Source organism: Cupriavidus sp. FW305-46 (assembly GCF_058787075.1).
On record NZ_JBYSZI010000075.1, the window covers coordinates 1 to 26,128 of the forward strand.

The 26,128-nt window shown below is 67.2% G+C and carries 23 protein-coding genes and 1 pseudogene; all 24 read right to left on the reverse strand.

Annotated features, from left to right (window positions below; all coding sequences use genetic code 11):
- Positions 1–107: 107 nt before the first annotated feature.
- Positions 108–1,283, reverse strand: a complete 1,176-nt coding sequence (locus AC3WON_RS27245; protein ID WP_492319976.1) for a sensor histidine kinase — start codon at positions 1,281–1,283, stop codon at positions 108–110.
- A gap of 62 nt (positions 1,284–1,345) precedes the next feature.
- Complete coding sequence (locus AC3WON_RS27250; protein ID WP_010810506.1) at positions 1,346–1,714, reverse strand: DUF962 domain-containing protein; 369 nt, start codon at positions 1,712–1,714, stop codon at positions 1,346–1,348.
- Between the two features lie 267 nt (positions 1,715–1,981).
- Positions 1,982–2,926 carry a CysB family HTH-type transcriptional regulator gene (locus tag AC3WON_RS27255; protein ID WP_492353123.1) on the reverse strand — a complete coding sequence of 315 codons (945 nt, stop codon included), beginning with the start codon at positions 2,924–2,926 and terminating at the stop codon, positions 1,982–1,984.
- On the reverse strand, positions 2,923–4,032 hold the full coding sequence (locus tag AC3WON_RS27260) for a sulfate/molybdate ABC transporter ATP-binding protein (protein ID WP_492353124.1): 1,110 nt from the start codon (positions 4,030–4,032) through the stop codon (positions 2,923–2,925). The genes AC3WON_RS27255 and AC3WON_RS27260 overlap by 4 nt, the downstream gene beginning before the upstream one ends.
- A complete protein-coding gene (gene cysW / locus AC3WON_RS27265; RefSeq protein ID WP_492319974.1) occupies positions 4,029–4,958 on the reverse strand; it encodes a sulfate ABC transporter permease subunit CysW in 930 nt (309 codons plus the stop codon). Before cysW ends, AC3WON_RS27260 begins: the two co-directional genes overlap by 4 nt.
- Before the next feature lies 1 nt (position 4,959).
- Positions 4,960–5,919, reverse strand: a complete 960-nt coding sequence (gene cysT, locus AC3WON_RS27270; RefSeq protein ID WP_058697938.1) for a sulfate ABC transporter permease subunit CysT — start codon at positions 5,917–5,919, stop codon at positions 4,960–4,962.
- 159 nt (positions 5,920–6,078) lie between these two features.
- Positions 6,079–6,750 carry an RBBP9/YdeN family alpha/beta hydrolase gene (locus tag AC3WON_RS27275; protein WP_492319973.1) on the reverse strand — a complete coding sequence of 224 codons (672 nt, stop codon included), beginning with the start codon at positions 6,748–6,750 and terminating at the stop codon, positions 6,079–6,081.
- Entirely contained in the window at positions 6,747–7,598 is an 852-nt protein-coding gene (locus tag AC3WON_RS27280) for an EAL domain-containing protein (RefSeq protein WP_492319972.1), read from the reverse strand. Before AC3WON_RS27280 ends, AC3WON_RS27275 begins: the two co-directional genes overlap by 4 nt.
- A 187-nt stretch (positions 7,599–7,785) precedes the next feature.
- Complete coding sequence (locus AC3WON_RS27285) at positions 7,786–8,697, reverse strand: ATP-binding cassette domain-containing protein (RefSeq protein ID WP_492319971.1); 912 nt, start codon at positions 8,695–8,697, stop codon at positions 7,786–7,788.
- A 35-nt stretch (positions 8,698–8,732) separates the two neighbouring features.
- Complete coding sequence (gene ssuC / locus AC3WON_RS27290) at positions 8,733–9,536, reverse strand: aliphatic sulfonate ABC transporter permease SsuC (RefSeq protein ID WP_492353125.1); 804 nt, start codon at positions 9,534–9,536, stop codon at positions 8,733–8,735.
- Positions 9,537–9,549: 13 nt separating this feature from the next.
- Positions 9,550–10,713 (reverse strand): FMNH2-dependent alkanesulfonate monooxygenase, encoded by a 1,164-nt coding sequence (gene ssuD, locus AC3WON_RS27295; protein WP_316150122.1) that lies wholly within the window; start codon positions 10,711–10,713, stop codon positions 9,550–9,552.
- 34 nt (positions 10,714–10,747) lie between these two features.
- Positions 10,748–11,776, reverse strand: coding sequence for a sulfonate ABC transporter substrate-binding protein (locus AC3WON_RS27300; RefSeq protein WP_492319968.1), 1,029 nt, complete (start codon positions 11,774–11,776; stop codon positions 10,748–10,750).
- Between the two features lie 169 nt (positions 11,777–11,945).
- Positions 11,946–12,569, reverse strand: coding sequence for an NADPH-dependent FMN reductase (ssuE, locus tag AC3WON_RS27305; protein ID WP_492319967.1), 624 nt, complete (start codon positions 12,567–12,569; stop codon positions 11,946–11,948).
- A 73-nt stretch (positions 12,570–12,642) separates the two neighbouring features.
- Positions 12,643–13,647, reverse strand: a complete 1,005-nt coding sequence (locus AC3WON_RS27310) for a sulfate ABC transporter substrate-binding protein (protein WP_492319966.1) — start codon at positions 13,645–13,647, stop codon at positions 12,643–12,645.
- 404 nt (positions 13,648–14,051) lie between these two features.
- Positions 14,052–14,357, reverse strand: coding sequence for a hypothetical protein (locus tag AC3WON_RS27315; protein ID WP_492353126.1), 306 nt, complete (start codon positions 14,355–14,357; stop codon positions 14,052–14,054).
- Positions 14,342–15,586 (reverse strand): T6SS phospholipase effector Tle1-like catalytic domain-containing protein, encoded by a 1,245-nt coding sequence (locus tag AC3WON_RS27320; protein ID WP_492353127.1) that lies wholly within the window; start codon positions 15,584–15,586, stop codon positions 14,342–14,344. The genes AC3WON_RS27315 and AC3WON_RS27320 overlap by 16 nt, the downstream gene beginning before the upstream one ends.
- Entirely contained in the window at positions 15,583–16,041 is a 459-nt protein-coding gene (locus tag AC3WON_RS27325; protein ID WP_492353128.1) for a DUF3304 domain-containing protein, read from the reverse strand. Before AC3WON_RS27325 ends, AC3WON_RS27320 begins: the two co-directional genes overlap by 4 nt.
- 392 nt (positions 16,042–16,433) lie before the next feature.
- Positions 16,434–16,973, reverse strand: a complete 540-nt coding sequence (locus AC3WON_RS27330; protein ID WP_492319962.1) for a ferritin-like domain-containing protein — start codon at positions 16,971–16,973, stop codon at positions 16,434–16,436.
- Between the two features lie 279 nt (positions 16,974–17,252).
- Entirely contained in the window at positions 17,253–19,841 is a 2,589-nt protein-coding gene (gene clpB, locus AC3WON_RS27335) for an ATP-dependent chaperone ClpB (RefSeq protein ID WP_492353129.1), read from the reverse strand.
- 224 nt (positions 19,842–20,065) lie between these two features.
- Positions 20,066–20,947, reverse strand: a complete 882-nt coding sequence (locus tag AC3WON_RS27340) for a MaoC/PaaZ C-terminal domain-containing protein (protein WP_492353130.1) — start codon at positions 20,945–20,947, stop codon at positions 20,066–20,068.
- Positions 20,947–23,097 (reverse strand): D-(-)-3-hydroxybutyrate oligomer hydrolase, encoded by a 2,151-nt coding sequence (phaZ2, locus tag AC3WON_RS27345; RefSeq protein ID WP_492353131.1) that lies wholly within the window; start codon positions 23,095–23,097, stop codon positions 20,947–20,949. The genes AC3WON_RS27340 and phaZ2 overlap by 1 nt, the downstream gene beginning before the upstream one ends.
- 122 nt (positions 23,098–23,219) lie before the next feature.
- The gene (locus AC3WON_RS27350; protein ID WP_492319958.1) at positions 23,220–24,764 is read right to left on the reverse strand and encodes an acyl-CoA synthetase; all 1,545 of its coding nucleotides are present in this window, start codon (positions 24,762–24,764) and stop codon (positions 23,220–23,222) included.
- A 14-nt stretch (positions 24,765–24,778) separates the two neighbouring features.
- Entirely contained in the window at positions 24,779–25,855 is a 1,077-nt protein-coding gene (locus AC3WON_RS27355) for a branched-chain amino acid ABC transporter permease (RefSeq protein WP_492353132.1), read from the reverse strand.
- A gap of 11 nt (positions 25,856–25,866) precedes the next feature.
- Positions 25,867–26,128: pseudogene (locus tag AC3WON_RS27360) on the reverse strand (branched-chain amino acid ABC transporter permease); the annotation flags it as partial.

A 26,128-nucleotide genomic window follows, 5' to 3' on the forward strand; every position in this document is an offset into this window, starting at 1 on the left:
GTCATGGGGGCGTTGGGGTGGTGGATGGGTCCTGACGTTGTCAGCGGCACCGCCCACGGGCGGTGCCAGCCGTTCGTCTTGTCAGGCGTGCTGGCAGGCGGTGCGCCTCAGAGCCGTTGCATGGCCGGCGTCGATACTGGCATGCCCTCCGGCACGCTGGTGACTGTCTGGGTCAGGGTGGGCGCTTCGGCCGGGCGCTCCAGCGGCAGCGTCAGCCGCACCACCACGCCTCTCGGGGTGTTCTCTTCCATCTGCATGGAGGCCGCCGCGCCAAAGATACGCGCCAGCCGCTCGCGCACGTGCGTAATGCCCAGGCCCGAGCCCTTGCCCGAGGCATGGCCGAAGCCCACGCCGGTATCGGCGATGATGACCTGCACCGCATTGTCGCCGGCCGCGCGCGCCGACAGCCGGATATGGCCGCCGATCATGCAGGGCTCGATGCCGTGCGTGACCGCGTTTTCCACCAGCGGCTGGATCAGCATGGGCGGGATCTCCACCTTCGCCAGTTCGCGCGGCAGGTCGATGTCGAACGAGAGCCGCTGGCCGAAGCGCATGCCCTGGATGTCCAGGTAGCTGCGCAGCAGCTCGAACTCCTGCCGCAGCGTGCATTGCTCGGCGCGGGTATGCGCCAGCGACATGCGCAGGAAACCGATCAGGCGCTGCAGCAGCTGGCGCGCGGCGGGCGGGTCGGTGGCGATCAGCCCGTCGAGGTTGGCCAGCGAGTTGAACAGGAAATGCGGCTCGATCTGCGCCTGCAGCGCCATCAGCTGCGCGCGCACCAGCTGCTTTTCGGCTTCCTCGCGCTGCAGGGCGTCCAGCGCGGCCTGGCGCTCGAGCGACGCGAGCTTCTCGCGCGACCAGTAGAAATAGATCATCGAGGCCGCGGCCAGCATGCCCACCACCAGGCACATGCGCAGCATGCCGCCGGCTTCGTCCGCGGATTTGGGCGGCAGGTCCAGTGCCACGCGCGTGGCCCAGCTGCCGAACACCACGCCCGCGGGCACCGCGGCGGCGGCCAGCAGCAGGAACGGCCAGCGGCGCGGCCGGTCGTTCCACCAGATCACCACGCGCGGAATGTCGATCAGCACCCAGATCGACAGGCCGATCAGCTGGCTGTAGACAAAGTTGTGCCACAGGCTGCCGCCGGTCTGGAAGCCGTAGTTCAGGCTGATGGCGATCACCGAGTTCATGCACAGCACGAACAGAAGGTCGCGGCCGAGGATATTGAGCCGGGAGGGGATGGCGGTGGCGACGTTGGAGAAGCAGCGGTCCATGGCGTTCATGTTAGCGCGGACTGAGCCTGGCGCAATGCGGGAATGTGATGAGGCGGGCAGCGCTGGCCACCTCAGCCGCCCTGCCCGGCACGCCGGCCGGCCAGCGCGCGCCACCATTGGCCGGACAGCACATAGCGCGGGAAGGTGATCCACTGCTCGGCCAGGATGCGGCCGGCGATGTCCGCCGGCCCGGCAAACGGTTCCGGCGCGTGGGCTTCCAGCCGGTGCCCCCGGCCCTGCAGGGCCATCGACATGCCCATGCACACCAGCCCCAGCGCCACCGCCGGCAGGCTCAGGCGCAACAGGCCGTAGAGGCCCAGCACGGTGCCAGCCATGAACATCGGCACGGCCACGATATGCAGCAGCAGGTTGCGGGGATGCTGGTGGTTGCGGGCATAGCCGCGCCACTGCCAGCGCAGCAGCGGTTCGTCGTCGCGCATGATCGTCTCTCTCTCCCTTGTCCGGCCCTTGCAGACCGGCGGCCGCGCGCAAGCTTTGTTGCACTGCGGTGCACGTGCGGCGCTCGCCGGACGGCAAGCCGCGGGCACGTGCAAGCAATGTACCCCTCACCCGGGCACGAAGAAAGTCTCTTGCGACGAACGGCGGGCACGGGGCGCGAACGGCACCGTGCCGGGGCGGACGGCGCAGGCCGGCGGCGCTCGGGTGGCCCCTGCGCCGCCTGACGGCCGTCCGCAACCAGGCCGGAATCAGGCCGCCAGGGCCTGGCGCTCCTGCTCGGACAGCGCGCTGCTGACGGTGTCGGGCGACAGGTGCGGCGCAAACATGTTGATAAAGGCGTGCGCATAGCCGCGCAGGTAGGCACCCCGCCGCACCGCCACGCTGGTGGTGTTGGGCGCGAACAGGTGGTCGGCCGAGATCCGCACCAGGCCGGAATCCTTGCGCTCGTCATAGGCCATCGAGGCAATGATGCCCACGCCCAGGTCCAGTTCGGCGTAGGTCTTGATCACGTCGGCGTCCAGCGCGGTCAGCACGATCTCCGGCTGCAGGCCGGCATCGGCAAAGGCGCTGTCGATCTTGCGGCGGCCGGTGAAGCCGGCGTCGTAGGTGATGAGCTGGAAGCCGGCCACGTCTTCGAGCGTGGGCTCGGGCAAGCGCGTGAGCGGATGGCCGGGCGAGACCACCAGCACGTGCTGCCAGCTGTAGGCCTCGAACGAGGTCAGCCCGGCCTCGGTGGCCAGGGCCTCGGTGGCGATGCCGATATCGGCCTGCCCCGTCAGCAGCAGCTCAACGATATGCGTGGGCGACGCCTCCTGCAGTGCCAGCGTCACATGCGGGTATTCGCGGCGGAAGGCCTGCACCACGCGCGGCAGTGCATAGCGTGCCTGGGTGTGGGTGGTGGCAACGGTCAGGCGGCCGGTATGGCGGCCGGCGTATTCGTCGCCGGCCTGGCGCAGGTTCTCGGCCTCCAGCAGCAGGCGTTCGACGATGCGCACGATCTCGCGCCCGGGCTCGGTCAGGCCGGTCAGGCGCTTGCCGTAGCGCTCGAAGATCTCCACCCCCAGTTCTTCTTCCAGCTCGCGGATCTGGCGCGACACGCCGGGCTGCGAGGTGTAGAGCGCGTTGGCGACTTCGGTCAGGTTGAACTGGCGGCGCACCGCCTCGCGGATCGATCGGAGTTGCTGGAAGTTCATGACGTCGCCTTTTCTTGTTGGGTGGACGTGGTACGCGGTTGCGTGAACACACGCAGCTGGCGCGGGCGCACCGCGAGCAGTTCGCCTTCGCGGAAGCCCGCATGGCGGAAGCGCTCCAGCGGCAGCGCGACTTCGATCACGTCCTGGTTGTCTTCACGTTCGAGTTCAAGCTGCGCCACCGGGCCCAGCGTCAGCGCGCGGCGCAGCGTCACGGCGATGCCGTCGGCGCCGGGCGAATAGCGTTCCAGGTCGAGGTCATGGGGGCGCACATAGGCCACCGCGTCGCCGGCGGCTTCATGGCCGCTGCCGACCACCGGCAGCACCGCCTCGCCGGTATGCAGCAGGCCGCCGCTCTCGCCCACTTCCAGGCGGCCATGGAACAGGTTCACGTTGCCGAGGAAGCCGAACACGAAGGGCGTGGCCGGATGGTTGTAGACCGCCTCGGGCGAGCCGTACTGCTCCACATGGCCGCGGTTCATCAGCACCACCTGGTCGGCCACTTCCAGCGCTTCTTCCTGGTCATGGGTGACGAACACGCTGGTCACGTGCAGTTCATCGTGCAGGCGGCGCAGCCAGCGGCGCAGCTCCTTGCGCACCTTGGCATCGAGCGCGCCGAACGGTTCGTCCAGCAGCAGCACGCGCGGCTCCACCGCCAGCGCGCGCGCCAGCGCGATACGCTGGCGCTGGCCGCCGGAGAGCTGCGACGGGTAGCGGTCGGCGAGCCAGTCGAGCTGCACCAGCTCCAGCAGCGAACGCACCTTGTCGCGGATCTGCGCTTCGCCCGGGCGCTCGGCGCGCGGCTTGACGCGCAGGCCGAAGGCCACGTTCTCGAACACGCTCATATGCTTGAACAGCGCATAGTGCTGGAACACGAAACCCACCTGGCGCTGGCGCACATGCTGGTCCGAGGCATCGCGCCCGGCCAGCACGATCTGGCCCGCATCGGCGCGCTCCAGGCCGGCGATGATGCGCAGCAGCGTGGTCTTGCCGCAGCCGGACGGCCCCAGCAGCGCGGTCAGCTCGCCTTCGTCGAAATCGAGCGAGACGTTGTCCAGCGCGACAAAGTCGCCAAAGCGCTTCTCTACGTTCTTGACCTGGATGCTCATGATGCTTGTCCTTGCAAACTTGCCAGCGGCCGCTCTGGTGCAGCCTCTTCGATTTCCTTGCGGGCGCGCAATTCCACCAGCGTCTTGATGCCGAGCGTGACCAGCGCCAGCAGCGTCAGCAGCGAAGCCACCGCAAAGGCCGCCGCGAAGTTGTACTCGTTGTAGAGGATCTCAACATGCAGCGGCATGGTGTTGGTCAGTCCGCGGATATGGCCCGATACCACCGAGACCGCGCCGAACTCGCCCATCGCCCGCGCATTGCACAGGATCACGCCATACAGCAGGCCCCAGCGGATATTGGGCAGCGTGATATGGCGGAAGGTCTGCCAGCCCGAGGCGCCCAGCACGATCGCGGCCTCTTCCTCTTCACTGCCCTGCGCCTGCATCAGCGGGATCAGCTCGCGCGCAACAAAGGGGAAGGTCACGAAGATGGTGGCCAGCACGATGCCCGGCACCGCGAACATGATCTTGATGTCGTGCGCTTCCAGCCACGGCCCCAGCCAGCCCTGCGCACCGAACAGCAGCACGTAGACCAGGCCGGAGATCACCGGCGACACCGAGAACGGCAGGTCGATCAGCGTGATCAGCAGGTTCTTGCCGCGGAAGTCGAACTTGGCGATGGCCCAGGCCGCCGCCACGCCGAACACCACGTTCAGCGGCACCGCGATCGCCGCCACTGTCAGCGTGAGCTGGATCGCGGCGAGTGCGTCGGGCTCGATCAACGCTTCCCAGTAGGTCTGCACGCCCTTGCGCAAGGCTTCATAGAACACCGAAGCCAGCGGCACGAACAGGAACAGCGTGAGGAACAGCACCGCCACCGTGATCAGCGTGTAGCGCACCCACGGCGCTTCGCCGGTGGCGTCAAACCTGTGATGGGCCGGGGCGTTGCCTTGCCCGCCCAGGCGTCCCGCAACTGCGCCGGCCATGTCAGAACTCCTTGCCCGTGGCGGGCGCTTCAGGTGCCAGCGCGGCGCGCACACCGGATTGATGGCGGCGCGTCCAGGCCTGCAGCAGGTTGATCAGCAGCAGCAGCCCGAAGGAAATCACCAGCATCACCACCGCCACCGCGGTGGCGCCGGCGTAGTCGTATTGCTCCAGCTTGGAATAGATCATCAGCGGTGCGATCTCCGACACCATCGGCATGTTGCCGGAGATAAAGACCACCGAGCCGTACTCGCCGGTGGCGCGCGCGAACGATAGCGCAAACCCCGTCAGCAGCGCCGGCAGGATGGCGGGCAGGATCACGCGCTGGAAAGTCTGCAGGCGGTTGGCGCCGAGGCTGGCAGCGGCCTCCTCCAGCTCCTGCTCAACATCCTCCAGCACCGGCTGCACCGTGCGCACCACGAACGGCAGGCCGATAAAGGTCAGCGCCACCACCACCCCCAGCGGCGTGAACGCGACCTTGATGCCAAGCGGCTCGAGATAGCGGCCGATCCAGCCATTGCCGGCAAACAGCGCCGTCAGCGCGATACCGGCCACCGCCGTGGGCAGCGCGAACGGCAGGTCCACCAGCGCGTCGATCAGGCGCTTGCCCGGGAAGCGGTAGCGCACCAGCACCCAGGCCACCACCAGCCCGAACACCGTATTGACGATGGCCGCCACCAGCGACGCGCCAAAGCTCAGCTGCAGCGACGCCACCACGCGCGGCGCCGTGACCGAAGTCCAGAACGCGTCCCACGTCATCGTGAAGGTCTTCAGGAACGTGGCCGACAGCGGGATCAGGACGATCAGCGTCAGGTAGAACAGCGTGAAGCCCAGCGACAGGCCGAAGCCGGGGAGCACCGTAAAGCGCTGCCTGGACGGGCTGCGCGGCGCGCGCGCGGCGCCGGAATCAGGGGCGCGAGGGGCGGCTGGCGGCGTGTCCGCCAGGGAAATGGATGGAGGCATGTCGTCTCGTCTGTGAGCGGTGCGCCGCCGGACCCTGATGGCTGGCCCCCGGCGGGCCGTTCTTTATGACGCCAGCGCATATTGCGCCGGCCTACGAGACAGATTCTGCAGAGTCGTCCTTATAAACAGAACGAATCTTTATGAATTTTCTTAGACGGTTTAGATATAAGGGACGGTAGACACCACCTCGATGCCCGTCTCCCAGGCGCCGGATGACTCACTTACGGAGCCGGCATCGCCTGCCTGCGCGATGCGCTGGACCAGAGTATCGAGCAGCGCGAGGCCTTCAGGCCACTCGCCCAGTGCGGAATCGGCATTGATGTGGCCCAGGCTGCCCGCATCGACCAGTTCGCTGCCCCACAGCGTGCCCCAGCTGAAAGCGGTGCGCTGCGGCATCCAGGGGTCGTTGCGGCTGGCGACCAGGATGGTCGGGAACGGCAGCCGGTAGGTCGGCAGCAGCGCCGCCACGCCAAATTTGTCCGGATCGGCCGGCGCCACCAGCAATGCGCCGGCAATGCCGACCGGATCCAGCGCCGCCTGGCGCAACGACGCCAGGCAGCCGAAGCTGTGCGCCACCAGCACCGCGCCGCGCGCGGCCACGCGCTGGGCGCGCATCACGCCTTCGGAGACGCGCTCGGCCCACAGCGGCAGGCTGGGGCGCGACCAGTCGTGCTGCTCCACCCGCTGCCAGTCGGGGAAGCGCTGCTCCCAGCGGCTCTGCCAGTGTCCCGGGCCGCTGCCGTGCAGCCCCGGCACGGTCAGCACCTGCAGGTGCCGCGGAATGTCCAGGCGCGTGCCATGGCCGCCGGATAGCCGGTTCGCTTGGGTCATACCACCTCCTTGTCCAATGCATGCGCGGCGCTCGCCAGGCCTGTGCGCAGCCCTGCCGCACTGACCGGCGCGCCGGCGAAGGCGCCCTGCCCCAGGCCGATGCCCGCGGCCTGCAGGCGCTCGATGCTTTCGGCGCTCTGCAGGCGCCGCCCGATCAGCGTTACGCCAGCGTTGGCCGCGCTGGCACGCAGGCCCGACAGCTGACGGTCGGTCCAGGTGCGGCGCATGTCCAGCTTGAGCCAGTCCGGCAACGCGTGCGCCATCAGCGCACCGGCTTCCGCCGGATCCGACGCCTGCAGGCTTACCGCGAAACCGTTGCGCCGATAGTTGCCAACGACATGCAACAGCAATGCCAGGTCGTCATTGGCGCTGGCCGGCACCTGGATCACAAAGCGCTCCAGCGGCAGGCCCAGCGACTGCAATGCGCGCCGGAAGGCAGCGCCGTGGTCGTCGGTGACCGCGGCCAGCAGCCGGTTATGCACGTTCAGCACCAGCTTGTGCTCGCCTTCGGCGGCAAAGTAGTTGATGGCATGCAGCAGGCGCGAAAGCCGGTCCAGCGACACCAGGGTGTTGTCGTCGGCCGCCATCGCAAACAGCTTCCATGCCGCCAGGCCCACGCCGTCCTCTGCGTAGGTGTGGATCGAACCTTCATGCGCCACCAGCTGCCGGTCTGCCAGCGTCACCAGCGGCTCGAACGCGCTGGTCAGCGAGCAGTTGAAGAACTGGCCCTGCACCTGCCCGCGCGCGTCGCGCCACAATTGCCGGTCAGCCAGCGGCTGGCGCGGCAGCGATTCCAGATAACGTTGGAGCGCAGGCACTGCGCCCGCGGGTTCATGCACGCCTGGCATGGCATTCCTTGGGTTGACCGGGCCCCTCGGCCCCTTGGTCGGATTAGTGATGACGGGCGCTTCATGCGCCCTCTGTGCGGTCGCACCGCATCGGCCTGCCTGCTCATGATAGGAGGTCAGCGCGCGCGAGCGAATGAAGATTACGGCCTGTCGATATGCGCGGCGCACATTGCCGCGGGTGGCACGGTCACGCTGCCCAGCTCACCTTCAGCGGCGCGGTCGTGGCGGCCGGGTCGGCATGCGCACCTGCATGCGACGGTACCTGCGCCTGCGGCACTTGCCGCATCACCCGCTGCAGCACCGCGGCCTCCAGCTGCGCAAAGCCCGCCGCGCCGCGTTCGCGCGGGCGCGCCAGCGCCACGCGCTCATCCATGGCAATGCGGCCGTCCTCGATCAGCACGATGCGGTCGGCCAGCGCCACAGCTTCCGACACATCGTGCGTGACCAGCAGCGCCGTGAAGCCAAGGCGGCGCCACAGCGATTCGATCAGCCCCTGCATCTCGATGCGCGTGAGCGCATCCAGCGCGCCCAGCGGTTCATCCAGCAGCAACAGCTGTGGATGGTGGACCAGCGCGCGCGCGAGGGCCACGCGCTGGCGCTGGCCGCCGGACAGGCGTGCGGGCCACTCCCTGGCGCGGTCGGCCAGGCCCACCTGCGCCAGCACATCGGCGGCTTCACCGCGGCGTGCGCGCGGCAGGCCCAGCGCGACGTTGTCCAGCACGCGCTTCCACGGCAGCAGCCTTGCGTCCTGGAACATCACGCGCACGTCGGCGTGCCGCGCGCGGCCCTTCGCCGCGGATTCACCGTCGACGGTGATGCTGCCGCCATCGGCTGCTTCCAGTCCCGCCACCAGCCGCAGCAGCGTGCTCTTGCCGCAGCCGCTGCGCCCGACGATCGCCAGGAACTCGCCCGGCGCCACGTCCAGCGCCACGTTGTGCAGCACTTCGCGGCCGTCATAGCGCTTGACCACCTGGCGCACGTGCAGCGCCACGCCGCCTGCCTTGCGCGGCGCCTCCGCCGCCGGCTGTGCCGCCTCGCGGCGCGCGAGGCCCGCTTCCAGTTCCACCAGCGCAGCCTGTTCCACCGGATACATCTGCATCTCGATCTCCTTGCTTGATTGGGGCGACGGGCCGGTCAGGCCGCGGCGTAGCCCGGATGCCAGCGCAGCCAGTAGCGCTCCAGCCCGCGCGACAGCCAGTCGGCCAGCTTGCCCAGCAGCGCATAGAGCAGGATGCCCACCAGCACCACGTCGGTTTGCAGGAACTCACGCGCGTTCATGGTCATGTAGCCAATGCCCGATTGCGCGGAGATGGTCTCCGCCACGATCAGCACCACCCACATCAACCCGAGCGCGAAACGCACGCCCACCAGGATGCCCGGCAGCGCGCCGGGCAGGATGACCTCGCGGTACAGCTGCCAGCCGGACAGGCCGTAGCTGCGCGCCATCTCCACCAGCCCCGTATCGACCGAGCGGATGCCGTGATACGTGTTCAGGTAGACCGGGAAGAACACGCCCAGCGACACCAGGAACAGCTTGGCGGTCTCGTCGATGCCGAACCACAGGATCACCAGCGGGATCAAGGCCAGCGCCGGGATATTGCGCACCATCTGCAGCGAGCTGTCGAGCAGCGTGGCCGCGGTGCGGAAGGTGCCGGTCAGCAGCCCCAGCAGCAGGCCCAGCCCGCCGCCGATGGCAAACCCCACCAGCGCGCGCCAGGTGCTGACCCCGACGTGCTTCCACAGCTCGCCCGAGCGCGCCAGCTCCCAGGCGGCCTGCACCACCGCCAGCGGGGCCGGCAACACGCGGCTGGAGAGCCAGCCGTTCCGCGAGGCCAGTTGCCAGACCACGATCAGCAGCACCGGCACGATCCACGGAGCCAGCGCGCGCGCCAGCGCCCGAGGTCCCTGGCGCAGCGGCTGCAATAGAGGAGCGTTCATGATTGCCCTCCCCTCAGCTCTGCGCGGCGCGCGGCACGATGCCAGTCGCCATGACTTCACCGAACGGGCCCGACAGCACCTTGCCCGGCAGCTTGTCGCGCACCGAGCGCGGCAGCAGCGGGAACACCAGTTCGGCAAAGCGGTAGGCCTCTTCCAGGTGCGGGTAGCCGGACAGCACGAAGGTGTCGATGCCCAGCTCGGCGTATTCGCGCATGCGCTCGGCCACGGTGTGCGGATCGCCCACCAGCGCGGTGCCGGCACCGCCGCGCACCAGGCCAACGCCGGCCCACAGGTTGGGGCTGATCTCCAGCGCCTCGCGCGTGCGGCGCGCGCCGCCCGCGTGCAGCGCGGCCATGCGGCGCTGCCCTTCGGAATCCATCTTGGCGAACACGGCTTGCGCACGCGCCACGGTCTCGTCATCGAGCCGGCTGATCAGGTCGTCCGCCGCAGCCCAGGCGGCGGCTTCGGTCTCGCGCACGATCACATGCAGGCGGATACCGAACTTCACCGTGCGGCCATGGCGCGCGGCCTGCCGGCGCACGTCGTCGAGCTTCTGCGCCACGTCAGCGGGCGGCTCGCCCCAGGTCAGGTAGGTATCGACCTGCTCGCCGGCCAGCGCATGCGCCGGCGCCGACGACCCGCCGAAGTACACCGGCGGATGCGGCTGCTGCAGCGGCGGATAGAGGACGGTGGCACCCTTCACGGACAGGTGCTTGCCCTCGAAATCCACCTTGTCGCCGTCATGGCTGGCGGCCAGCACCTGGCGCCAGATGCGCAGGAACTCGGCCGAGGCCTCGTAGCGCGCGGCGTGGTCCAGGAACAGGCCGTCGCCTTCCAGCTCAGCGGTATCGCCGCCGGTGACCAGGTTGATCAGCAGCCGGCCGTTGGAAATGCGGTCGAAGGTTGCCGCCATCCGTGCGGCCAGCGTCGGCGCCATCAGGCCGGGGCGCACCGCGACCAGGAATTTCAGGCGCTGCGTGACGGCCGCCAGCGCCGATGCCGCCACCCATGGGTCTTCGCACGAGCGCCCGGTCGGGATCAGCACGCCTTCGTAGCCCAGCGTATCGGCGGCCACGGCAACCTGCTTCAGGTAATCGAAGCTGACCTCGCGCGCGCCTTCCGAAGTGCCGAGGTAGCGGCTGTCGCCGTGGGTGGGGATGAACCAGAATACTTGCATGTCGTTGTCCTATTGTTCCTGCCGATGGAGGTGGCTATCGCTTCGCCTGCTGCTGCGGCACGTCCCAGCGCGCATCGGCCACCTTGACTGGCCTGGGGATCAGCTTGAGCGAGTGGAAGGCGTCGGCGATGCGCTGCTGCTCGGCCAGCACCCCGGCGCTGACCGGGCGTGCGCCGTACGAGAAGCGCGAGACGGCGAGCTCAAGCACATCGGCCGGCAGCCCGGTTTCGCCGGTCAGCACCGTGGTGGCCTCCTTGGGGTTGTTTTGCGCCCAGGTGCCCAGCGTGGCCAGTTCGTCCAGGATCAGGCTGACGATCTCCGGCTTGGCTTGTGCATAGGGGCGCGAGGCCAGGTAGAACTGGTGGTTGCTGACCACGTTCTTGCCGTCCGCGCCGCGGCCATCGGCGAGCACGCGCGCAACCAGCTGCTTCTCGGCAGCCGCGAGGAACGGGTCCCAGATCACCCAGGCATCGACCGCGCCGCGCTCGAAGGCGGCACGCGCATCGGCCGGCGGCAGGTAGACCGGCTGGATCTCGCTGTAAGGGATGCCGGCTTTCTCCAGCTGGCGCACCAGCAGGTAATGCACGTTCGAGCCCTTGTTCAGCGCCACGCGCTTGCCGCGCAGTTCCGCCACCGAGCGGATCGCCGAACCCTTGGGCACGACGATGGCCTCGGCCACCGGCGCCGGCGGCTCATTGCCGACGTAGACCAGTTGCGCCCCCGCGGCCTGCGCAAAGATCGGCGGCGCCTCGCCGACGGTGCCGAAATCGACGGCACCGACGTTCAGCCCCTCAAGCAGTTGCGGGCCGGCGGGGAACTCGGTCCATTTGACGGTGATGCCTTGCGGCGCCAGGCGCTTTTCCAGCGTGCCGCGCGCCTTCAGCAGCGTCAGCGTGCCGTACTTCTGGTAGCCGATGCGCAGCACCTTGGGATCGATGTTCTTCGACTGCGCTTCGGCGCGGCCGGGCAGTAGCCCATAGGCCAGGCCGGTGGCAAGCACCAGCGCGGCGGTAATCAGGCGGCGGCGCTGGCTGGCCGTGCGCAACGGGTTGGTCAGTGTCATGCGATGTCCTCCATGGCCCGGGGCAATGCCCTGCTGGCCGGATTGATTCCAGGATGGTTGCGGCAGCACGCATCCCTGCCGGCCCCGCGTGGCGGGTGGCATGGCGTCGCTGCCGTGGGGGGGGGGGGGGGGGGGGGGGGGCCGGCGCCACTTCCGTCAATCAGTCAGTTCAGGCGGAACATCGCTCGGCCACCGCGATCGCGGCAGCGCGCTGGACCAGGGCGCCGGGCACCACATCGAGCGGCACCTCGATGCGCGAATGCGCCAGCGCATCGCGCACGCGCAGCACGCCCTCGTCCAGGCGTGCCGACAGCGCGGCATCGAAGCGCGCCTGGCGCACGCCGGCGGCTTCAAAGGATTCGATCTGCTGGTCCACGGCAAAGATGCCGGGCAGGATCTGGCGCGAGCCCAGCGCGGACAGCACCGGGCGCAGCGCGTAGTCGATCGCCAGCGCATGGGCCAGGCTGCCGCCGGTGGCGATCGGCAGCACGATCTTGTCGCGCAGGCCAGTCTGCGGCAGCAGGTCCAGGAAGGCCTTGAGCAGGCCGCTGTAGGCGGCCTTGTAGACCGGCGTGGCCAGTACCACCACCTGCGCCTCGGACACGGCATGCGTGGCCGCGGCGATGACGGGGTCGTCCACGCGTGCCGCCAGCAGCGGGCCTGCGGGCAGTTCGCGCAGGTCGAGGTGGCGGGTGCGTTCGCCGGCAGCCTCGAGCGCGGCACGCAGGTGCGCCAGCACCAGGCCGGAGCGGGACTGGACCGACGGGCTGCCGGAGAGCGTCAGGATGGACATCGGGCTTCCTTCTTCTGATGGACCGGTCGGGGCCGCGGCCGCCCCACGCGGCCCGGCCCGCCGGTCTCGTGGTTTATTTCTTGCCGGGCTGGTAGATCTGGTCGAACGTGCCGCCATCGGCAAAGTGGGTCTTCTGGGCTTTCTGCCAGCCGCCGAAGGCTTCATCGATGGTGAACAGCTTCACCTTGGGAAAGTTGGCCGCGTACTTGGCCGCCACCTTCTGCGAGATCGGGCGGTAGTAGTTCTTGGCCGCGATCTCCTGGCCCTCGTCGGTGTACAGGAACTGCAGGTAGGCCTCGGCCGCCTTGCGCGTGCCCTTCTTGTCGACCACCTTGTCGACCACCGCCACCGGCGGCTCGGCCAGGATCGACACCGACGGCGCGACAATGTCGAACTTGTCCGGGCCCAGCTCCTTGATCGCCAGGATGGCTTCGTTCTCCCACGCGATCAGCACATCGCCCAGGCCGCGCTCGACAAAGGTGGTGGTGGCGCCGCGCGCGCCCGAATCCAGCACCGGCACATGCTTGAGCAGCTCGCCCACGAACTCGCGCGCCTTGACGTCATTGCCGCCCGGCTGGCGCAGCGCATAGCCCCACGCCGCCAGGTAGTTCCAGCGTGCGCCGCCCGAGGTCTTGGGATTGGGCGTGATCACCTGCACGCCCGGCTTGACCAGGTCGCCCCAGTCCTTGATGCCCTTGGGGTTGCCCTTGCGCACCAGGAACACGATGGTCGAGGTGTACGGCGAGGCGTTGTGCGGCAGGCGCTTCTGCCAGTCCGGCTTGATCAGCCCTTTCTCCGCGATGGCATCAATGTCATAGCCCAGCGCCAGCGTGACTACGTCAGCGTCCAGCCCGTCTATCACCGAGCGCGCCTGCTTGCCCGAGCCGCCGTGCGACTGGCGCACGGTCACGGCATCGCCGCCCTGGGCCTTCCAGGCCTTGGCAAAGGCGGCATTGACATCGACATACAGCTCGCGCGTCGGATCGTAGGAAACGTTCAGCAGGTTGGCAGCCGCCGCGGTCTGCGCCGCGCTCAGGGCGCCAAGTACGGCCAGGCTGATAGCCAGTTTGCGGATCATCTTGTGTTGCTCCCGTCAGTGTCGTGAATGGGCGCCAGGCGCCTCTTGCCTTGTCCGCCTTGGGTAGCGGACTTGTGTCAGGAGCAAGACTACCGAGGGGGCTATCTGAACGGAACGAATGGTTTCGCCGATCCTTTGCTGTTTTTTGCATAAGATCGGACGGAAATATGGACATGCCGGCACAGGGGGACATCAAGTGTGGACGGCGTGAGGGCAGTGGACGGTGGCGCATTCGCCACGCTGAAACCGGCAAAGGCGGTTTTGCTCCCATCCCGAAGCTATGCCACCGCAAGCCCCTCGTTTGCGGCCGGCAGATTCGTTGCCGGTGCAAGTCCAGATAGGGCCTACGCTGGTCTCTGCCGGTGAATATCACCCGTGGCCAGCCATAGCCGCCCGGCGCATATTCATTGAAGAACGGGATGCGGAACCAGATCCAGCTGTCGTGCACGTAATCGTCGTAGAGGGCGATCGCGACCTTCTCCAGGCGCGCCACAGCCTCGGCCGACGTATGCTGCTTGCTCCAACCGGGCAATCTCGGCCTTCAGGCGCTGGCATTCCGGGTCGTCGCGTTCGGCCTCCTGTACACCCAGCATGATCTTGCGTGGCGTCTTGGCATCCTCGGGCGCTGCCTGGAAGAAGGTGCGCTCGGTGACATACTGGCCGGTGCCAATCTGTGCGCGCAAGGTACGCCAGCTCAGCAGCTGACCCATGCCAAAGCGCAAGGCCTCTTCCACGTCTCGATACGTTGAAAAGAGTGCGGCCAGTCGTTGAACGCTGCCACCGTCGCCGGGTGGATCGCAAAATCTTCGGACAGGGCAGTGGAATTCCGAATCTCTTCCTCGAGCATCAGCGGTACGCCGCTCTTGAGCGCAGCGATGTACATGTCATGCAGGGGAATCTGGCTGAGCTTGCTGCTGTCGCCGTCACGCGCCTTGCCCTGTTCATTGAGAGCATCGCCCACGTCGGAGTGCACGCCGGGATAACCCACCTCCCAGCGGCCCCGCGTCTGGGGGTAGCTTTCATCGATCCGGATAGTGTCGAGCGGAAAACTCATGCGCTGCTCGTGAATCGAGTAGAAGTGGGCGCACCTGCGAACTTCTTTGGGTATATTCAGCGCACCGTCGCGGGCAAAGCGGAAATGCCCGTCAAACATATCCAGGTCGACCGTGGCGCGAGTCGAATCTGGCAGGCCCACCGAGGCGACCGTGTCAAAGAGCCCGAGGAAGTTGACCTCATAGGGTAGCGCGCGCCGCCCCGTCTGGTCGCTGATCCGCCCGCCAGGCGCCCATTCCTTGATCAGCTTGCTGACAAAGACACGGGCGGACGCGGCCCCGCGCGAAAAGCCGAAGACGTTGATCCAGATCTTCTTGATCATCCGGCTCTGCGGACCGTCGTCGAAGCGGTTGCTATGGGTGATACCCAATATGCGAATCTTGTCCATCAGTTTAGAGACGCTGCCTTTTGCCACGGCGTCGCAGATAGCTTTAGCCTCATTGTCGCGAATCAGCGGCCGCGTCTTGTCACGGGTGATCGCGTAATGCACAGCATTGAGCATACAAACCATTCCCCAGACGCAGCGCTGATCAAAGCCTTTGGCCAGCGCCTTGCCGTCCTGCGAGTAGTCGGGTTCGCCAAGTTCGTGGCACGGCGTACCGACTCCCGGGATGTAGTACTTGAATATTCCGGCGTCCGGCTCTTCTCTTGCCGCGCTAAACAGGCGCGCCACATTGGTGTGAGTCTTGAAGATTGAGTCTCGCCACGTCTTATTATTCTTGTCGTCGTTGTTGTTGGTGCCGTCGAAGAACAGATTGATATGAATGGTCTGGGGACATTCACACAATGGGTCTGTCACGGTTCCCTCGCCCCATGCCCAGGCGTCCTTACTTTGCGCCAGTCGGCCGCCTTCAGGCGTCATGTCGGGCCATTTCACCACCGTCATTTCACACCTCCCCGTCGGTACTTAAGATTCCATTCGTCGTCACGCACGCCTTGGGCAATAAGAGGGTCATCGTCTGCTGGTCGATTGTTGACGTTGTTTCCACCATCGTGATTGCCGTCCACAATCATCAGCCTTACGCGATCGCCGGGCAGGAAGATGGCCCAAGCACCACCGGTTTGCGAACCGTCGTATTGGGCGATACGGACATTTTCGGCCTTGTACCAATAGCCTGGGGTCTTGCCGTCCTTGACCTTCTCCACCAGCCAGCGCACGGTGACACGAAGATCGGGCTGCCATTGGCGCGGAAAAGTCATGCAGCAAGTTTCCGCCCCGCCGCCAGAGGGGCGGCCATCGCTCTTGGCCGGCATGATGTTCGGGCCACCGCCACCGACCTCGCCAGGACCTTCAACTTCGAAGGAATGGATGTAGTAAGGGGTGTAGTTCAGCGCCTTCATGCCGCTGCTGATGTATTTCGATGTCGAGGCTCGGCTTTCGGGTTGCCAGGACGGCTCCCCGCCGGCACAGCCAGTGAATATCAACGCCAGGCCAGCCATAGCGCAGACGCAGGCGACACTTCGATTCATGACTTGGCTCCCGCTGCGACAGTTGGCAGCACGTCGTTCTGCATATCGGTCCCTTTGGGCTTGTCCCTTACGCGGCCCATGTCGGGCGCATAAGAAAACGCCCGCACCGGCAAGCCGGTGCGGGCGAAGTTTCCATTCTGGAAACGGGTAGACAAGTCATGAAGAGCGCCCCCGCATCTCCATGACAGGACGAATGTTATCGGCTTGCCTGCGACCTGGGGTTGATCAAGGTCAAGTGCGGGCCAGCCTGCCGCGCCTGCGCCTCAGCCGCCCTGGCGGGCGAGCAGGTCAGCCATTTCGTCGGCATGCTCCTCTTCCACCGCCAGGATGCCCTCCATCATCCGGCGTGAGGTCGGATCTCGTTCTCCCAGGAACTGGATGATCTCGCGATAGCTGTCGATGGCGATGCGCTCGGCCACCAGGTCTTCCTTGATCATTTCCGTCAGCGAAGTACCCGCCACATATTCAGCATGGGAGCGGCTGGTCAGGCCGTCGGGTGCGAAGTCGGGCTCGCCGCCAAGCTGGACGATGCGCTCGGCGATCTGGTCGGCATGGCCTTGCTCTTCATTGGAATGGGCCAGGAATTCATCGGCCACGCTCTTCGAGTTGGGCCCCTTGGCCATGTAGTAGTGTCGGCGATAGCGCAGCACGCAGACGATTTCGGTGGCCAGCGCAGCGTTGAGCAGCTTCAGCACGGTATCGCGATCCGCGGCATAGCCCGCGGTCACGGCGCCATCATCGATGTGCTTGCGGGCACGCTCGCGCAATGTCTTGACGTCTGAGAGGAAAGGCTTGTCGGTCATTGAAGGGCTCCTTGGGGATGGGGCTGCGTCAGCGCAGCGCCTTGTAGGGAAATTCAACCCTTCTGCAACGCGAGAAGTGTGCCACTCGGCGGATGGCGCGGAACGGCGCGGCTGGCGACGACCCCTGGCATCGTGGCGTGAAAAAATTGCACGCGGCGGGACCGCCTTACACGCAACGCGCGATGGCAAGACGAAAAAAAGCCCCTGCGCTGTATCGCAGGGGCCTGACCATGATCGACCGCCTGTGTGCTCCGGCAGTCGATCGAGCCATGGGCAGCCTTAGTCCAGCTTCCGCCCGAACGTGAACTCCCCGTCGACATAATCCACCGGCACCACATCCTTGGCGGCGAACTTGCCTTCCAGGATCGCCCGCGCCACCGGGTTCTCGATCTGCTGCTGGATCGCCCGCTTGAGCGGACGCGCGCCAAACACCGGGTCGTAGCCTGCGCTGGCGATCTTCTCCAGCGCCGTCTCGCTCACCTCCAGCGTCATGTCCATGCGGGCCAGGCGGCCTTGCAGGCGTTGCAGCTGGATGCGCGCGATCGACTCGATATGCTTCTGGTCGAGCGCGTGGAACACCACCACTTCATCGATCCGGTTCAGGAACTCCGGCCGGAAATGCGTGCGCACTTCCTGCCAGACCGCACCCTTGATCGCTTCCTGCGGCTCGCCGGTCATCGACTGGATGATCTGCGAACCCAGGTTGGACGTCATCACGATCACCGTGTTCTTGAAGTCCACGGTGCGGCCCTGGCCATCGGTCAGGCGGCCGTCGTCCAGCACTTGCAGCAGCACGTTGAAGACGTCCGGGTGGGCCTTCTCGACTTCATCCAGCAGCACCACGCTGTACGGCTTGCGGCGCACGGCCTCGGTCAGGTAGCCGCCTTCCTCGTAGCCCACGTATCCCGGCGGCGCGCCGATCAGGCGGCTGACGCTGTGCTTCTCCATGAATTCGCTCATGTCGATGCGGATCAGGTGCTCTTCCGAATCGAACATGAACTCGGCCAGGGCCTTGCACAGCTCGGTCTTGCCGACGCCGGTAGGGCCCAGGAACAGGAACGAGCCATAAGGCCGGTTCTCGTCCGCAAGCCCGGCACGCGAACGGCGGATGGCATCGGACACCAGCCGCACGGCTTCGTCCTGGCCGACCACGCGCCCATGCAGCCGGTCTTCCATCTTCAGCAGCTTCTCGCGCTCGCCCTGCATCATCTTCGATACCGGGATGCCGGTGGCACGGCTCACCACTTCGGCGATTTCCTCGGCGCCCACCTGCGTGCGCAGCAGCTTGTTGGGCTGCTTCTGCTCGCTGGCCTCGGCGTCGGTGGCGGCCTTGAGCTTGCCTTCCAGGCCCGGCAGCTTGCCGTATTGCAGCTCGGCCACCTTGTCCAGCTTGCCTTCGCGCTGCAGCTTGGCGATCTCCAGCTTGACCTTCTCGATCTCTTCCTTGAGCGCGGCCGTGCCCTGCGCGGCGCCCTTCTCGGCCTTCCAGATCTCGTCCAGGTCGGCGTACTCCTTCTCCAGGCGCGCGATTTCCTGCTCGATCAGCTCCAGGCGCTTCATCGACGCCTCATCGGTCTCTTTCTTGACCGCCTCGCGCTCGATCTTCAGCTGGATGGTGCGGCGCTCGAGCTTGTCCATCGACTCCGGCTTGGAATCGATTTCCATCTTGATGCGGGCGGCCGCCTCGTCGATCAGGTCGATCGCCTTGTCGGGCAGGAAGCGGTCGGTGATATAGCGATGCGACAGCTCCGCCGCGGCGACGATGGCCGGGTCGGTGATTTCCACGCCGTGGTGCAGCTCATACTTTTCCTGCAGCCCGCGCAGGATGGCAATGGTGGCTTCAACGCTCGGCTCATCGACCAGCACCTTCTGGAAGCGGCGCTCCAGCGCGGCGTCCTTCTCGATGTACTTGCGGTACTCGTCCAGCGTGGTCGCGCCGATGCAATGCAGCTCGCCGCGCGCGAGCGCCGGCTTGAGCATGTTGCCCGCGTCGATCGCGCCCTCGGCCTTGCCGGCCCCGACCATGGTGTGGATCTCGTCGATGAAGACGATGGTCTGGCCCTCGTCCTTGGCGACGTCGTTCAGCACCGCCTTCAGGCGTTCCTCGAACTCGCCGCGGTACTTGGCGCCGGCCAGCAGGCCGGCCATGTCCAGCACCAGCACGCGCTTGTTCTTCAGGCTCTCGGGCACTTCGCCGTTGACGATGCGCTGCGCCAGCCCCTCGACGATGGCGGTCTTGCCCACGCCCGGCTCGCCGATCAGCACCGGGTTGTTCTTGGTGCGGCGCTGCAGGATCTGGATCGCGCGGCGGATCTCGTCGTCGCGGCCGATCACGGGATCGAGCTTGCCGATGCGGGCGCGCTCGGTCAGGTCGATGGTGTACTTCTTGAGGGCCTCGCGCTGGCCCTCGGCCTCGGCGCTGTTGACCGAATCGCCGCCGCGCACGGCCTGGATCGCCGACTCGAGCGACTTGCGGTTCAGGCCGTTTTCACGCGCGATGCGGCCGGCGTCGCCCTTGTCGTCGGCGACGGCCAGCAGGAACAGCTCGCTGGCGATGAACTGGTCGCCGCGCTTGATGGCTTCCTTCTCGGTGGCGTTGAGCAGGTTCACCAGGTCGCGGCCGATCTGGACCTCGCTGGTGCCCTGCACTTGCGGCAGGCGCTTGATGGCGGCATCGAGCGCCGTCTGCAGGCCCTGCACGTTGACGCCGGCGCGCGCCAGCAGCGCCTTGGCGGCGCCGTCGTCCTGCGACAGCAGCGCGCGCAGCAGGTGCTGCGGTTCGATGTATTGGTTGTCGTTGCCCAGTGCCAGGCTTTGCGCATCAGCCAGCGCTTCCTGGAACCGGGTGGTCAGCTTGTCAAGACGCATAAGGATTCCCTCTCTCGGATAAGGTCGTGTCCTGATGCGGGGGCGTCGGCGCCGGTCTTCGCTGCCGGAGCGCCCGTATGCCCTGCCGGACACTGGATGTCTTTCCGAAAGATAAGGCTTTGTCGCGACATTTCAAGGCCGCGCCGGTACGCAATGACCCCGTTCAGCACGCCATGCCGATACCCCAGGCTCCGACGCTCTCAAGTGCCGCAAGCGATACGTGGCTAGGCGGCACGGCAGGCTCCCTTGTCCGCCAGGTTGCGCACCAGCACCAGTGATTCGCCCTGCACCACCATGCGCCCGTCCGCGCCCGTGACGACGCTGGCCAGGTTGACCAGGTCCTTGCCCGCGCGCACCCGCACGATGCGCACGCATGCCGTCAGCGGCTCATCCAGCCGCGCGGCTGAAGCGAGGCGCAACGACTGCTTCATCCACCCCGTGCCCCGTCCGGGCAGTTGCGTGCCGAGCAGGTCCGAGAACATGCCGGCCAGCAGCGGCAGCGGCACCACCGGCCCGCCAAAGCCGCGCGCGCGGGCAAAGGCCGGATCGGCGTGGTAGGGGTTGGCGTCGCCGGTCAGGTTGATGTATTCGTCCAGGTCCGCCTGGGTGAAGGCGCGTGTTGCACGGGCTTCGTGACCGGGGCGCAGGCCGTACAGTGAGGCGTCGCCCGCCTCTGGCGCCGGTGCCGTGTCGCCGGGTAGCCGGGCCAGTCCCTCCAGCCCGGCACCCGGCAGCCAGAGCGACTCGCCCACGGCCGTGACGCGCTGCGCATCGCCCGGCCCGCCCGCGCTGCCAACGGTGGTGCCGTAGCCCGCCAGTCCGGCGGGCGCGTGCTGCGGCGCCAGCGCGATCCGCACCGTATCGCCAACGAAGGCCGGTGTCGGGAACATCAGCGTCTGCCCGACCGGCAACGCCGGCCCGGGCAGCTGCCGCCAGGTGTGGCCGCACAGCAGCGAGAACAGGAACATGCCGTGCGCCACGGTGGCACCGAAATGCGTGCCACGGGCAAAGCACGGATCGCAGTGGATCGGGTTGTCGTCGTGCGACAAGGCGGCGAAGCGGTCAAAGTCGCGCTGCGACAGCACGCGCGGCAGGGCATCGTTCATCAGTCAGGCACCTGTACGGTATTAGCGTTGACGGTAATCGCGTTGCCGGCAGCAGGCGATGCGGCAAACGGCGGCACGTTGGACGGCAGCAGCGTCGGCGCCGGCGTGTTGAGGGTGCCCCCGCGCGGCGTGGTGCGCACCACCTGCGATGGCGGCAGCGCCTTGCCCGCGGTGAGGTTGTCGTAGACCGCGTCCAGGGCCCGGTTCAGGTAGACGTGCAGCGGCACATAGCGGTTGCTGTAGCCCGGCACCAGCCCGATGAAGGCATCGAGGTGCTGGGCGTTCTCGACCTCCACGTACGACAGCTTGCTGGTCACGCCCTCCTGCTGCCGGTTCAGCCCGAGATACGGGCGCGAGGTATGGTTCACCGGCAGCAGCCCGTCGCTGCGCCCGTGCACGATCACCGCAGGCTTGCCGCGCAGGTTGCCGTTGCGCAGCGTCAGCGCCTGGCCGGCCTGCAACGCACGCGCCGCGGCGTCGAAGCCGGACAGCAGGCTGCGCAGGCAGTTGGCGCCGTCGTAGTTCAGGTCTGCCCGCAACGTCGACGGTGAAACGGACGCCAGGTTCAGGTACGGGCCATGCTGCGGATCGAGGTCATTGATCAGCTGGACCGGCGGCTGCGGCGGCACGCCGTTGCCGGTGGCGAACATCGACGCCAGCGCCGCGGGTGCGATTGCCGCGGGCTTCAGGTCGGTCAGCGTGCTGGCAAAGCTGTAGCCGCACAGCCGGTCGGTGACGCTGGCCTGCGCATAGGCGTTGGCATAGTTGACCGAGATCGCGGCGGCCACGTCAAGCACGGCCAGCGACGGGTGCAGATCGTCCGTTTCCGCTTCCCAGCCGGCGGCACGCAGCGCCTGCAGGGCGCTGGCGCTTTGCTCGTCCGTGTTCGCACCGCTGACCAGGCCCTTTTCCGCCAGCGTCTGGCAGCGGTTGGCAAAGAAGGTCGCCGTGGCCGGGTTGGTGTAGAGCGGCGCCTGGGCCAGCGCGGTGGCCCGCGCGGCGCAGTGCTGCAGCAGGTTGGCCGTGGTGCTGTAGTCGTACAGCGTGCGGCCCGAAGCCGCCACCGGCGTCGCGCCGCGTTGCACCACGACGCCGGTATCGGGCGGCATGTTCAGGTTGGGCTCGCCCACCGCAACGCCGTCGATCAGCCCGCCGGCATCCTGCTCGGCCGCCGCCACCGCGGCACCGCCGCCGTTCGATACGCTGGAGGCGATCACCACGATCCTGTCCTTGTCCAGGGTGCGCTGGCGGGTGCCGTTGGCGGATACGGCGCCGAAGCGGTCATTGATCGCCCAGATCGCAAATTCCGCCGCCTGCAGCGTGAACTTGCCCCAGTCCTTCTCCGGGTTGCGCTGCGAATGCGCGTGCTTGAATGCCAGCCGGTGCGGGTTGGCAGCGGTGAAGTCCGCCAGCGAGGTGGCCCCCGCCGGCGCGGCGAACTGCGCGTTCTTGCCGGCCGCAGCGCGCGTGGCGCGGGTGCCGTCGATCAGCGGCACGGTGTCGGTATCCAGGTCATGCGGCGCGGCGCCGGTGCCCTTGTCGGTATAGGCCACCGCGCAGCCGCGCTTCAGGCCCCACTCGCCGGTGGCGATGGCGCCATAGACGCCGCGCGAGCCGGACGAGGTGGCGGTGATCACGCATGGCTTCGAAGTGTTGAACGACGCAGGGATCTGCACCAGCATGGTCACGTTCTGCTGGCCCGAGCCATCGTCCGAAAAGGCCAGGTACTCCACGCCGGCCACTTTGCCTTCGGAGCCGGTGGCATTGCCCTGAGCGTCGACATTGGGGCCGTAGAGCGAGCCGTAGCCGCCGCTGGCGGTGGTGTCGACGAGGGCACGATAGTTGGTATGGATCGCATAGCGCCGCAACTCCGCCGCGGTCGGCGCGGTGGGATTGGCCGGCAGTGGCGCGGTGGCGCTGGCGAGGCCGTCCTTGCCCAGGCCGGCAGTGAGCAGGTCGTCGGTGGTGCCGTTGTAGCTGTTGATCGTGACCGTGCCGATATTCGCCGGCTTGGTATTGGGGTTGCTGCCGTTGCCGTTGTTGTTGTCATCGCCCGAGCCGCAGGCGGCGGCCAGCATCGATGCGGCGGCCGCCAGCACCGTGAGCCTGAGGCGGCGTTTCTGCTGCGGCGGGATCTGCGTGGAATGCATGTCAACCTCCTCCTGTCGCACCCGGATGGCCGGGGCTGTCGAGTTGTCTTCAGATCGAGGACTGCGGAGACTGCGAACTGCGGAAATCGGAAACACGGCAACCGCTGGCGCGGCCATGCGCCTCAGCCAGAGAACTGTGCGCGCAGCTTGTGCTTTTCCACCTTGCCTGACGGCGTGCGCGGCAGCGCGTCGAGAAAGCGCACATGGCGCGGCACCTTGTAGCCGGCCAGCTGCGCCTTGCAGTGGGCGATCACGGCATCGGCCTCCAGCACAGCGCCCGGGCGCAGCACCACCAGCGCCATGCCGACCTCGCCCCAGCGCGCATCCGGCGTGCCGATCACGGCGGCCTCGGCCACGCCCGGCAGCTGGAACAGCACGTTCTCGACTTCGGCCGGATAGACGTTCTCGCCGCCCGAGATAAACATGTCCTTGGCCCGGTCGACGATGTAGTAGTCGCCGTCCTCGTCACGATAGGCGATATCGCCGGAATGCAGCCAGCCGCCGCGGATCGCGGCCGCGGTGGCCTCGGGCAGGTTCCAGTAGCCTGGCGTCACGCCGGGGCCCTTGATCAGCAGTTCGCCACGCTCGCCCGGGCCCACGTCCACTCCAGCCGCATCGACGATGCGCGTCAGCATCGACCCCACTGGCTTGCCGATGGTGCCGATCTTGCGGCGCGCGGTGCCTTCGTCGCAGACAAAGACCGTGGGACCGGTCTCGGTCATGCCGAAGCCGAAGCAGATGGTCACGCCCTTGGCCAGGTAGGCCTCCAGCAGCGGCCTGGGCACCGGCGAGCCCCCCGCCGACATATTGCGCACGCCGGCGAAGTCTGCCTGCGCGAAGCGCGGGTGCTGGCTCAGGAACAGGTAGACCGCCGGCACCGCGAAGAACATGGTGATGCCCTCGCCGCTGGCGCGGTCGAGCTTGCCCAGCACCACCTGCGGCTCGAACTGCCGCATGATGTGCACCGTACCGCCCGCGTGCAGCACCGGGTTGGCATACAGGTTGAGGCCGCCGGTGTGGAAGAACGGCAGCACGCTGAGGAACACGTCGTCGCGCGTGATCTTGTTTGCCAGCATCGCGTTGACGGCATTGAAGAAGACCATGCCATAGGTCTGGATCACGCCCTTGGGCCTGCCGGTGGTGCCGGAGGTATAGAGCAGGTGCCAGACCTCGGACTCATCGCGGCACGGCATCTCGATGATGCGGCCGGAGGCGGCGTCGAGCACCGCCTCGTACTCGGTCCAGCCGCCGGGAACGTCGGCGGCCTCATCGTCGGCCAGGTGCAGCACCGCGCGCAGCGGCATGGCGCGCGCCAGATCCGCGGCCACGGCGAGGAAGCCGTCGCCGGCCACCAGCACCTCGGGCGTGCAGTCCTGCAGGATCGGCAGCAGCTCCGCCGCCGGCAGGCGCCAGTTCAGGCACACCATCACCATGCCGGCCTTGGCGCAGCCATACAGCATCTCGAAATAGTCCGAGCTGTTGTGCGCCAGCACCGCCACGCGCGTGCCCGGCGCCAGTTGCAGGTGGTCACGCAGGTATTCCGCGAAGCGGCTGGCGCGTTCGTCGAAATGGCGATAGGTCACCTGGCGGCCGGTCTCCACGTCCACCAGCGCGACCTTGTCGGGGAAATGCTGCGCATTCTTGTGCAGCCAGTCGATGACGTACATGCGCTAGCCTCCGCTCAGCTTGCCACGTCCTGCACGGGCCCGGTGCCGCGCAGCCGCCCCACCACGCCCTGCGGGAAATAATAGACGCTCAGGATAAACAGCAAACCCAGCCACAGCAGCCACCGGTCCGGATGCAGCAGCGACGACAGCAGCGGCAGCGCGGCGGTGGCGTCGCTGGCCAGTTTCATCACGTCCTGCAGGTAGGTTTGCGCCACCAGGAACAGCACCGTGCCGATCACCGCGCCATAGAGCGTGCCCATGCCGCCGATCACCACGATCAGCAGGATGTCGACCATGATCTCGAACGACAGCGAGGTATCGGGCCCGTTGTAGCGCAGCCAGATCGCCATCAGCACGCCCGCCAGCGTGGCGAACATCGCCGACAGCACCGTCGACACGGTGCGGTACACCACGGTGCGGTAGCCGATCGCCTCGGCGCGGAAGTCGTTCTCGCGGATCGCCTGCAGCACCCGGCCAAAGGGCGAGTTGACGATGCGCAGCAGCACCAGGAACAGCACCACCGCGCCGGCGAACACCAGGTAGTAGCTCAGCAGCTTGCCGCTCAGCGGCACGCCCAGCCATTCAGTGTCGCCCAGCGTAAAGCCGGGGCGCAGCACCTCCGGCACCTTGAAAGTCAGCCCGTCTTCGCCGCCGGTCCATTCCGACAGCTGCGACACCAGCGTGGCAAAGGCGGTCGCCACTGCCAGCGTGATCATGGCAAAGAAGATCGCGCGCACCCGCAGCGAGAACAACCCGATCAGGAACGCCAGCAGCGCTGACACCGCGAGCGCACCCACGGTGCCGGCCAGCAGCGCGCCCCAGCCCGGCTCCATGCGCGACATGGCGATGGCCACGCCATAGCCGCCGATGCCGAAGAACATGGTGTGAGCAAAGGAAACGATGCCGGTATAGCCCAGCAGCAGGTCATAGCTGGCCACCAGCACCACGAAGATGCAGATCTTGGCCGCCATGTTGAGCGCGCGCGCGCCGGGGAAGGCAAAGGGCGCGCACGCCAGGGCCACCAGGATCACCAGCAGGATCACGGTCAGCACGCGGCTGCGCGGCAGGTCGCCGGAGAGAAGTCGGATCATGGTCGTTGCCCTCAGCGCCGCGCCACCGGGAACAGCCCCTGTGGGCGCCACAGCAGCACCAGCATCATCAGCAGGATGTTGGAGAACAGAGCCACCTTGGGGAACAGGAAACCGGTGTAGTTGGCCATCAGCCCCACCAGCAGCGCACCGACAAAGCAGCCCGTGGTCGATCCCAGCCCGCCGATGATGATGACGATAAAGATCAGCACATTCACCTGCGCACCGATCGCCGCGGTGATGTTCTGCTGGTACAGCCCCCACAGCACCCCGCCC

Bases quoted from the DNA above. Each gene is read 5' to 3' on its own strand.
- AC3WON_RS27245 (WP_492319976.1), bottom strand. From the start codon at position 1,283: ATGAACGCCATGGACCGCTGCTTCTCCAACGTCGCCACCGCCATCCCC.
- AC3WON_RS27250 (WP_010810506.1), bottom strand. From the start codon at position 1,714: ATGCGCGACGACGAACCGCTGCTGCGCTGGCAGTGGCGCGGCTATGCC.
- AC3WON_RS27255 (WP_492353123.1), bottom strand. From the start codon at position 2,926: ATGAACTTCCAGCAACTCCGATCGATCCGCGAGGCGGTGCGCCGCCAG.
- AC3WON_RS27260 (WP_492353124.1), bottom strand. From the start codon at position 4,032: ATGAGCATCCAGGTCAAGAACGTAGAGAAGCGCTTTGGCGACTTTGTC.
- cysW (WP_492319974.1), bottom strand. From the start codon at position 4,958: ATGGCCGGCGCAGTTGCGGGACGCCTGGGCGGGCAAGGCAACGCCCCG.
- cysT (WP_058697938.1), bottom strand. From the start codon at position 5,919: ATGCCTCCATCCATTTCCCTGGCGGACACGCCGCCAGCCGCCCCTCGC.
- AC3WON_RS27275 (WP_492319973.1), bottom strand. From the start codon at position 6,750: ATGACCCAAGCGAACCGGCTATCCGGCGGCCATGGCACGCGCCTGGAC.
- AC3WON_RS27280 (WP_492319972.1), bottom strand. From the start codon at position 7,598: ATGCCAGGCGTGCATGAACCCGCGGGCGCAGTGCCTGCGCTCCAACGT.
- AC3WON_RS27285 (WP_492319971.1), bottom strand. From the start codon at position 8,697: ATGCAGATGTATCCGGTGGAACAGGCTGCGCTGGTGGAACTGGAAGCG.
- ssuC (WP_492353125.1), bottom strand. From the start codon at position 9,536: ATGAACGCTCCTCTATTGCAGCCGCTGCGCCAGGGACCTCGGGCGCTG.
- ssuD (WP_316150122.1), bottom strand. From the start codon at position 10,713: ATGCAAGTATTCTGGTTCATCCCCACCCACGGCGACAGCCGCTACCTC.
- AC3WON_RS27300 (WP_492319968.1), bottom strand. From the start codon at position 11,776: ATGACACTGACCAACCCGTTGCGCACGGCCAGCCAGCGCCGCCGCCTG.
- ssuE (WP_492319967.1), bottom strand. From the start codon at position 12,569: ATGTCCATCCTGACGCTCTCCGGCAGCCCGTCGGTCCAGTCCCGCTCC.
- AC3WON_RS27310 (WP_492319966.1), bottom strand. From the start codon at position 13,647: ATGATCCGCAAACTGGCTATCAGCCTGGCCGTACTTGGCGCCCTGAGC.
- AC3WON_RS27315 (WP_492353126.1), bottom strand. From the start codon at position 14,357: ATGGGTCAGCTGCTGAGCTGGCGTACCTTGCGCGCACAGATTGGCACC.
- AC3WON_RS27320 (WP_492353127.1), bottom strand. From the start codon at position 15,586: ATGACGGTGGTGAAATGGCCCGACATGACGCCTGAAGGCGGCCGACTG.
- AC3WON_RS27325 (WP_492353128.1), bottom strand. From the start codon at position 16,041: ATGAAGGCGCTGAACTACACCCCTTACTACATCCATTCCTTCGAAGTT.
- AC3WON_RS27330 (WP_492319962.1), bottom strand. From the start codon at position 16,973: ATGACCGACAAGCCTTTCCTCTCAGACGTCAAGACATTGCGCGAGCGT.
- clpB (WP_492353129.1), bottom strand. From the start codon at position 19,841: ATGCGTCTTGACAAGCTGACCACCCGGTTCCAGGAAGCGCTGGCTGAT.
- AC3WON_RS27340 (WP_492353130.1), bottom strand. From the start codon at position 20,947: ATGAACGATGCCCTGCCGCGCGTGCTGTCGCAGCGCGACTTTGACCGC.
- phaZ2 (WP_492353131.1), bottom strand. From the start codon at position 23,097: ATGCATTCCACGCAGATCCCGCCGCAGCAGAAACGCCGCCTCAGGCTC.
- AC3WON_RS27350 (WP_492319958.1), bottom strand. From the start codon at position 24,764: ATGTACGTCATCGACTGGCTGCACAAGAATGCGCAGCATTTCCCCGAC.
- AC3WON_RS27355 (WP_492353132.1), bottom strand. From the start codon at position 25,855: ATGATCCGACTTCTCTCCGGCGACCTGCCGCGCAGCCGCGTGCTGACC.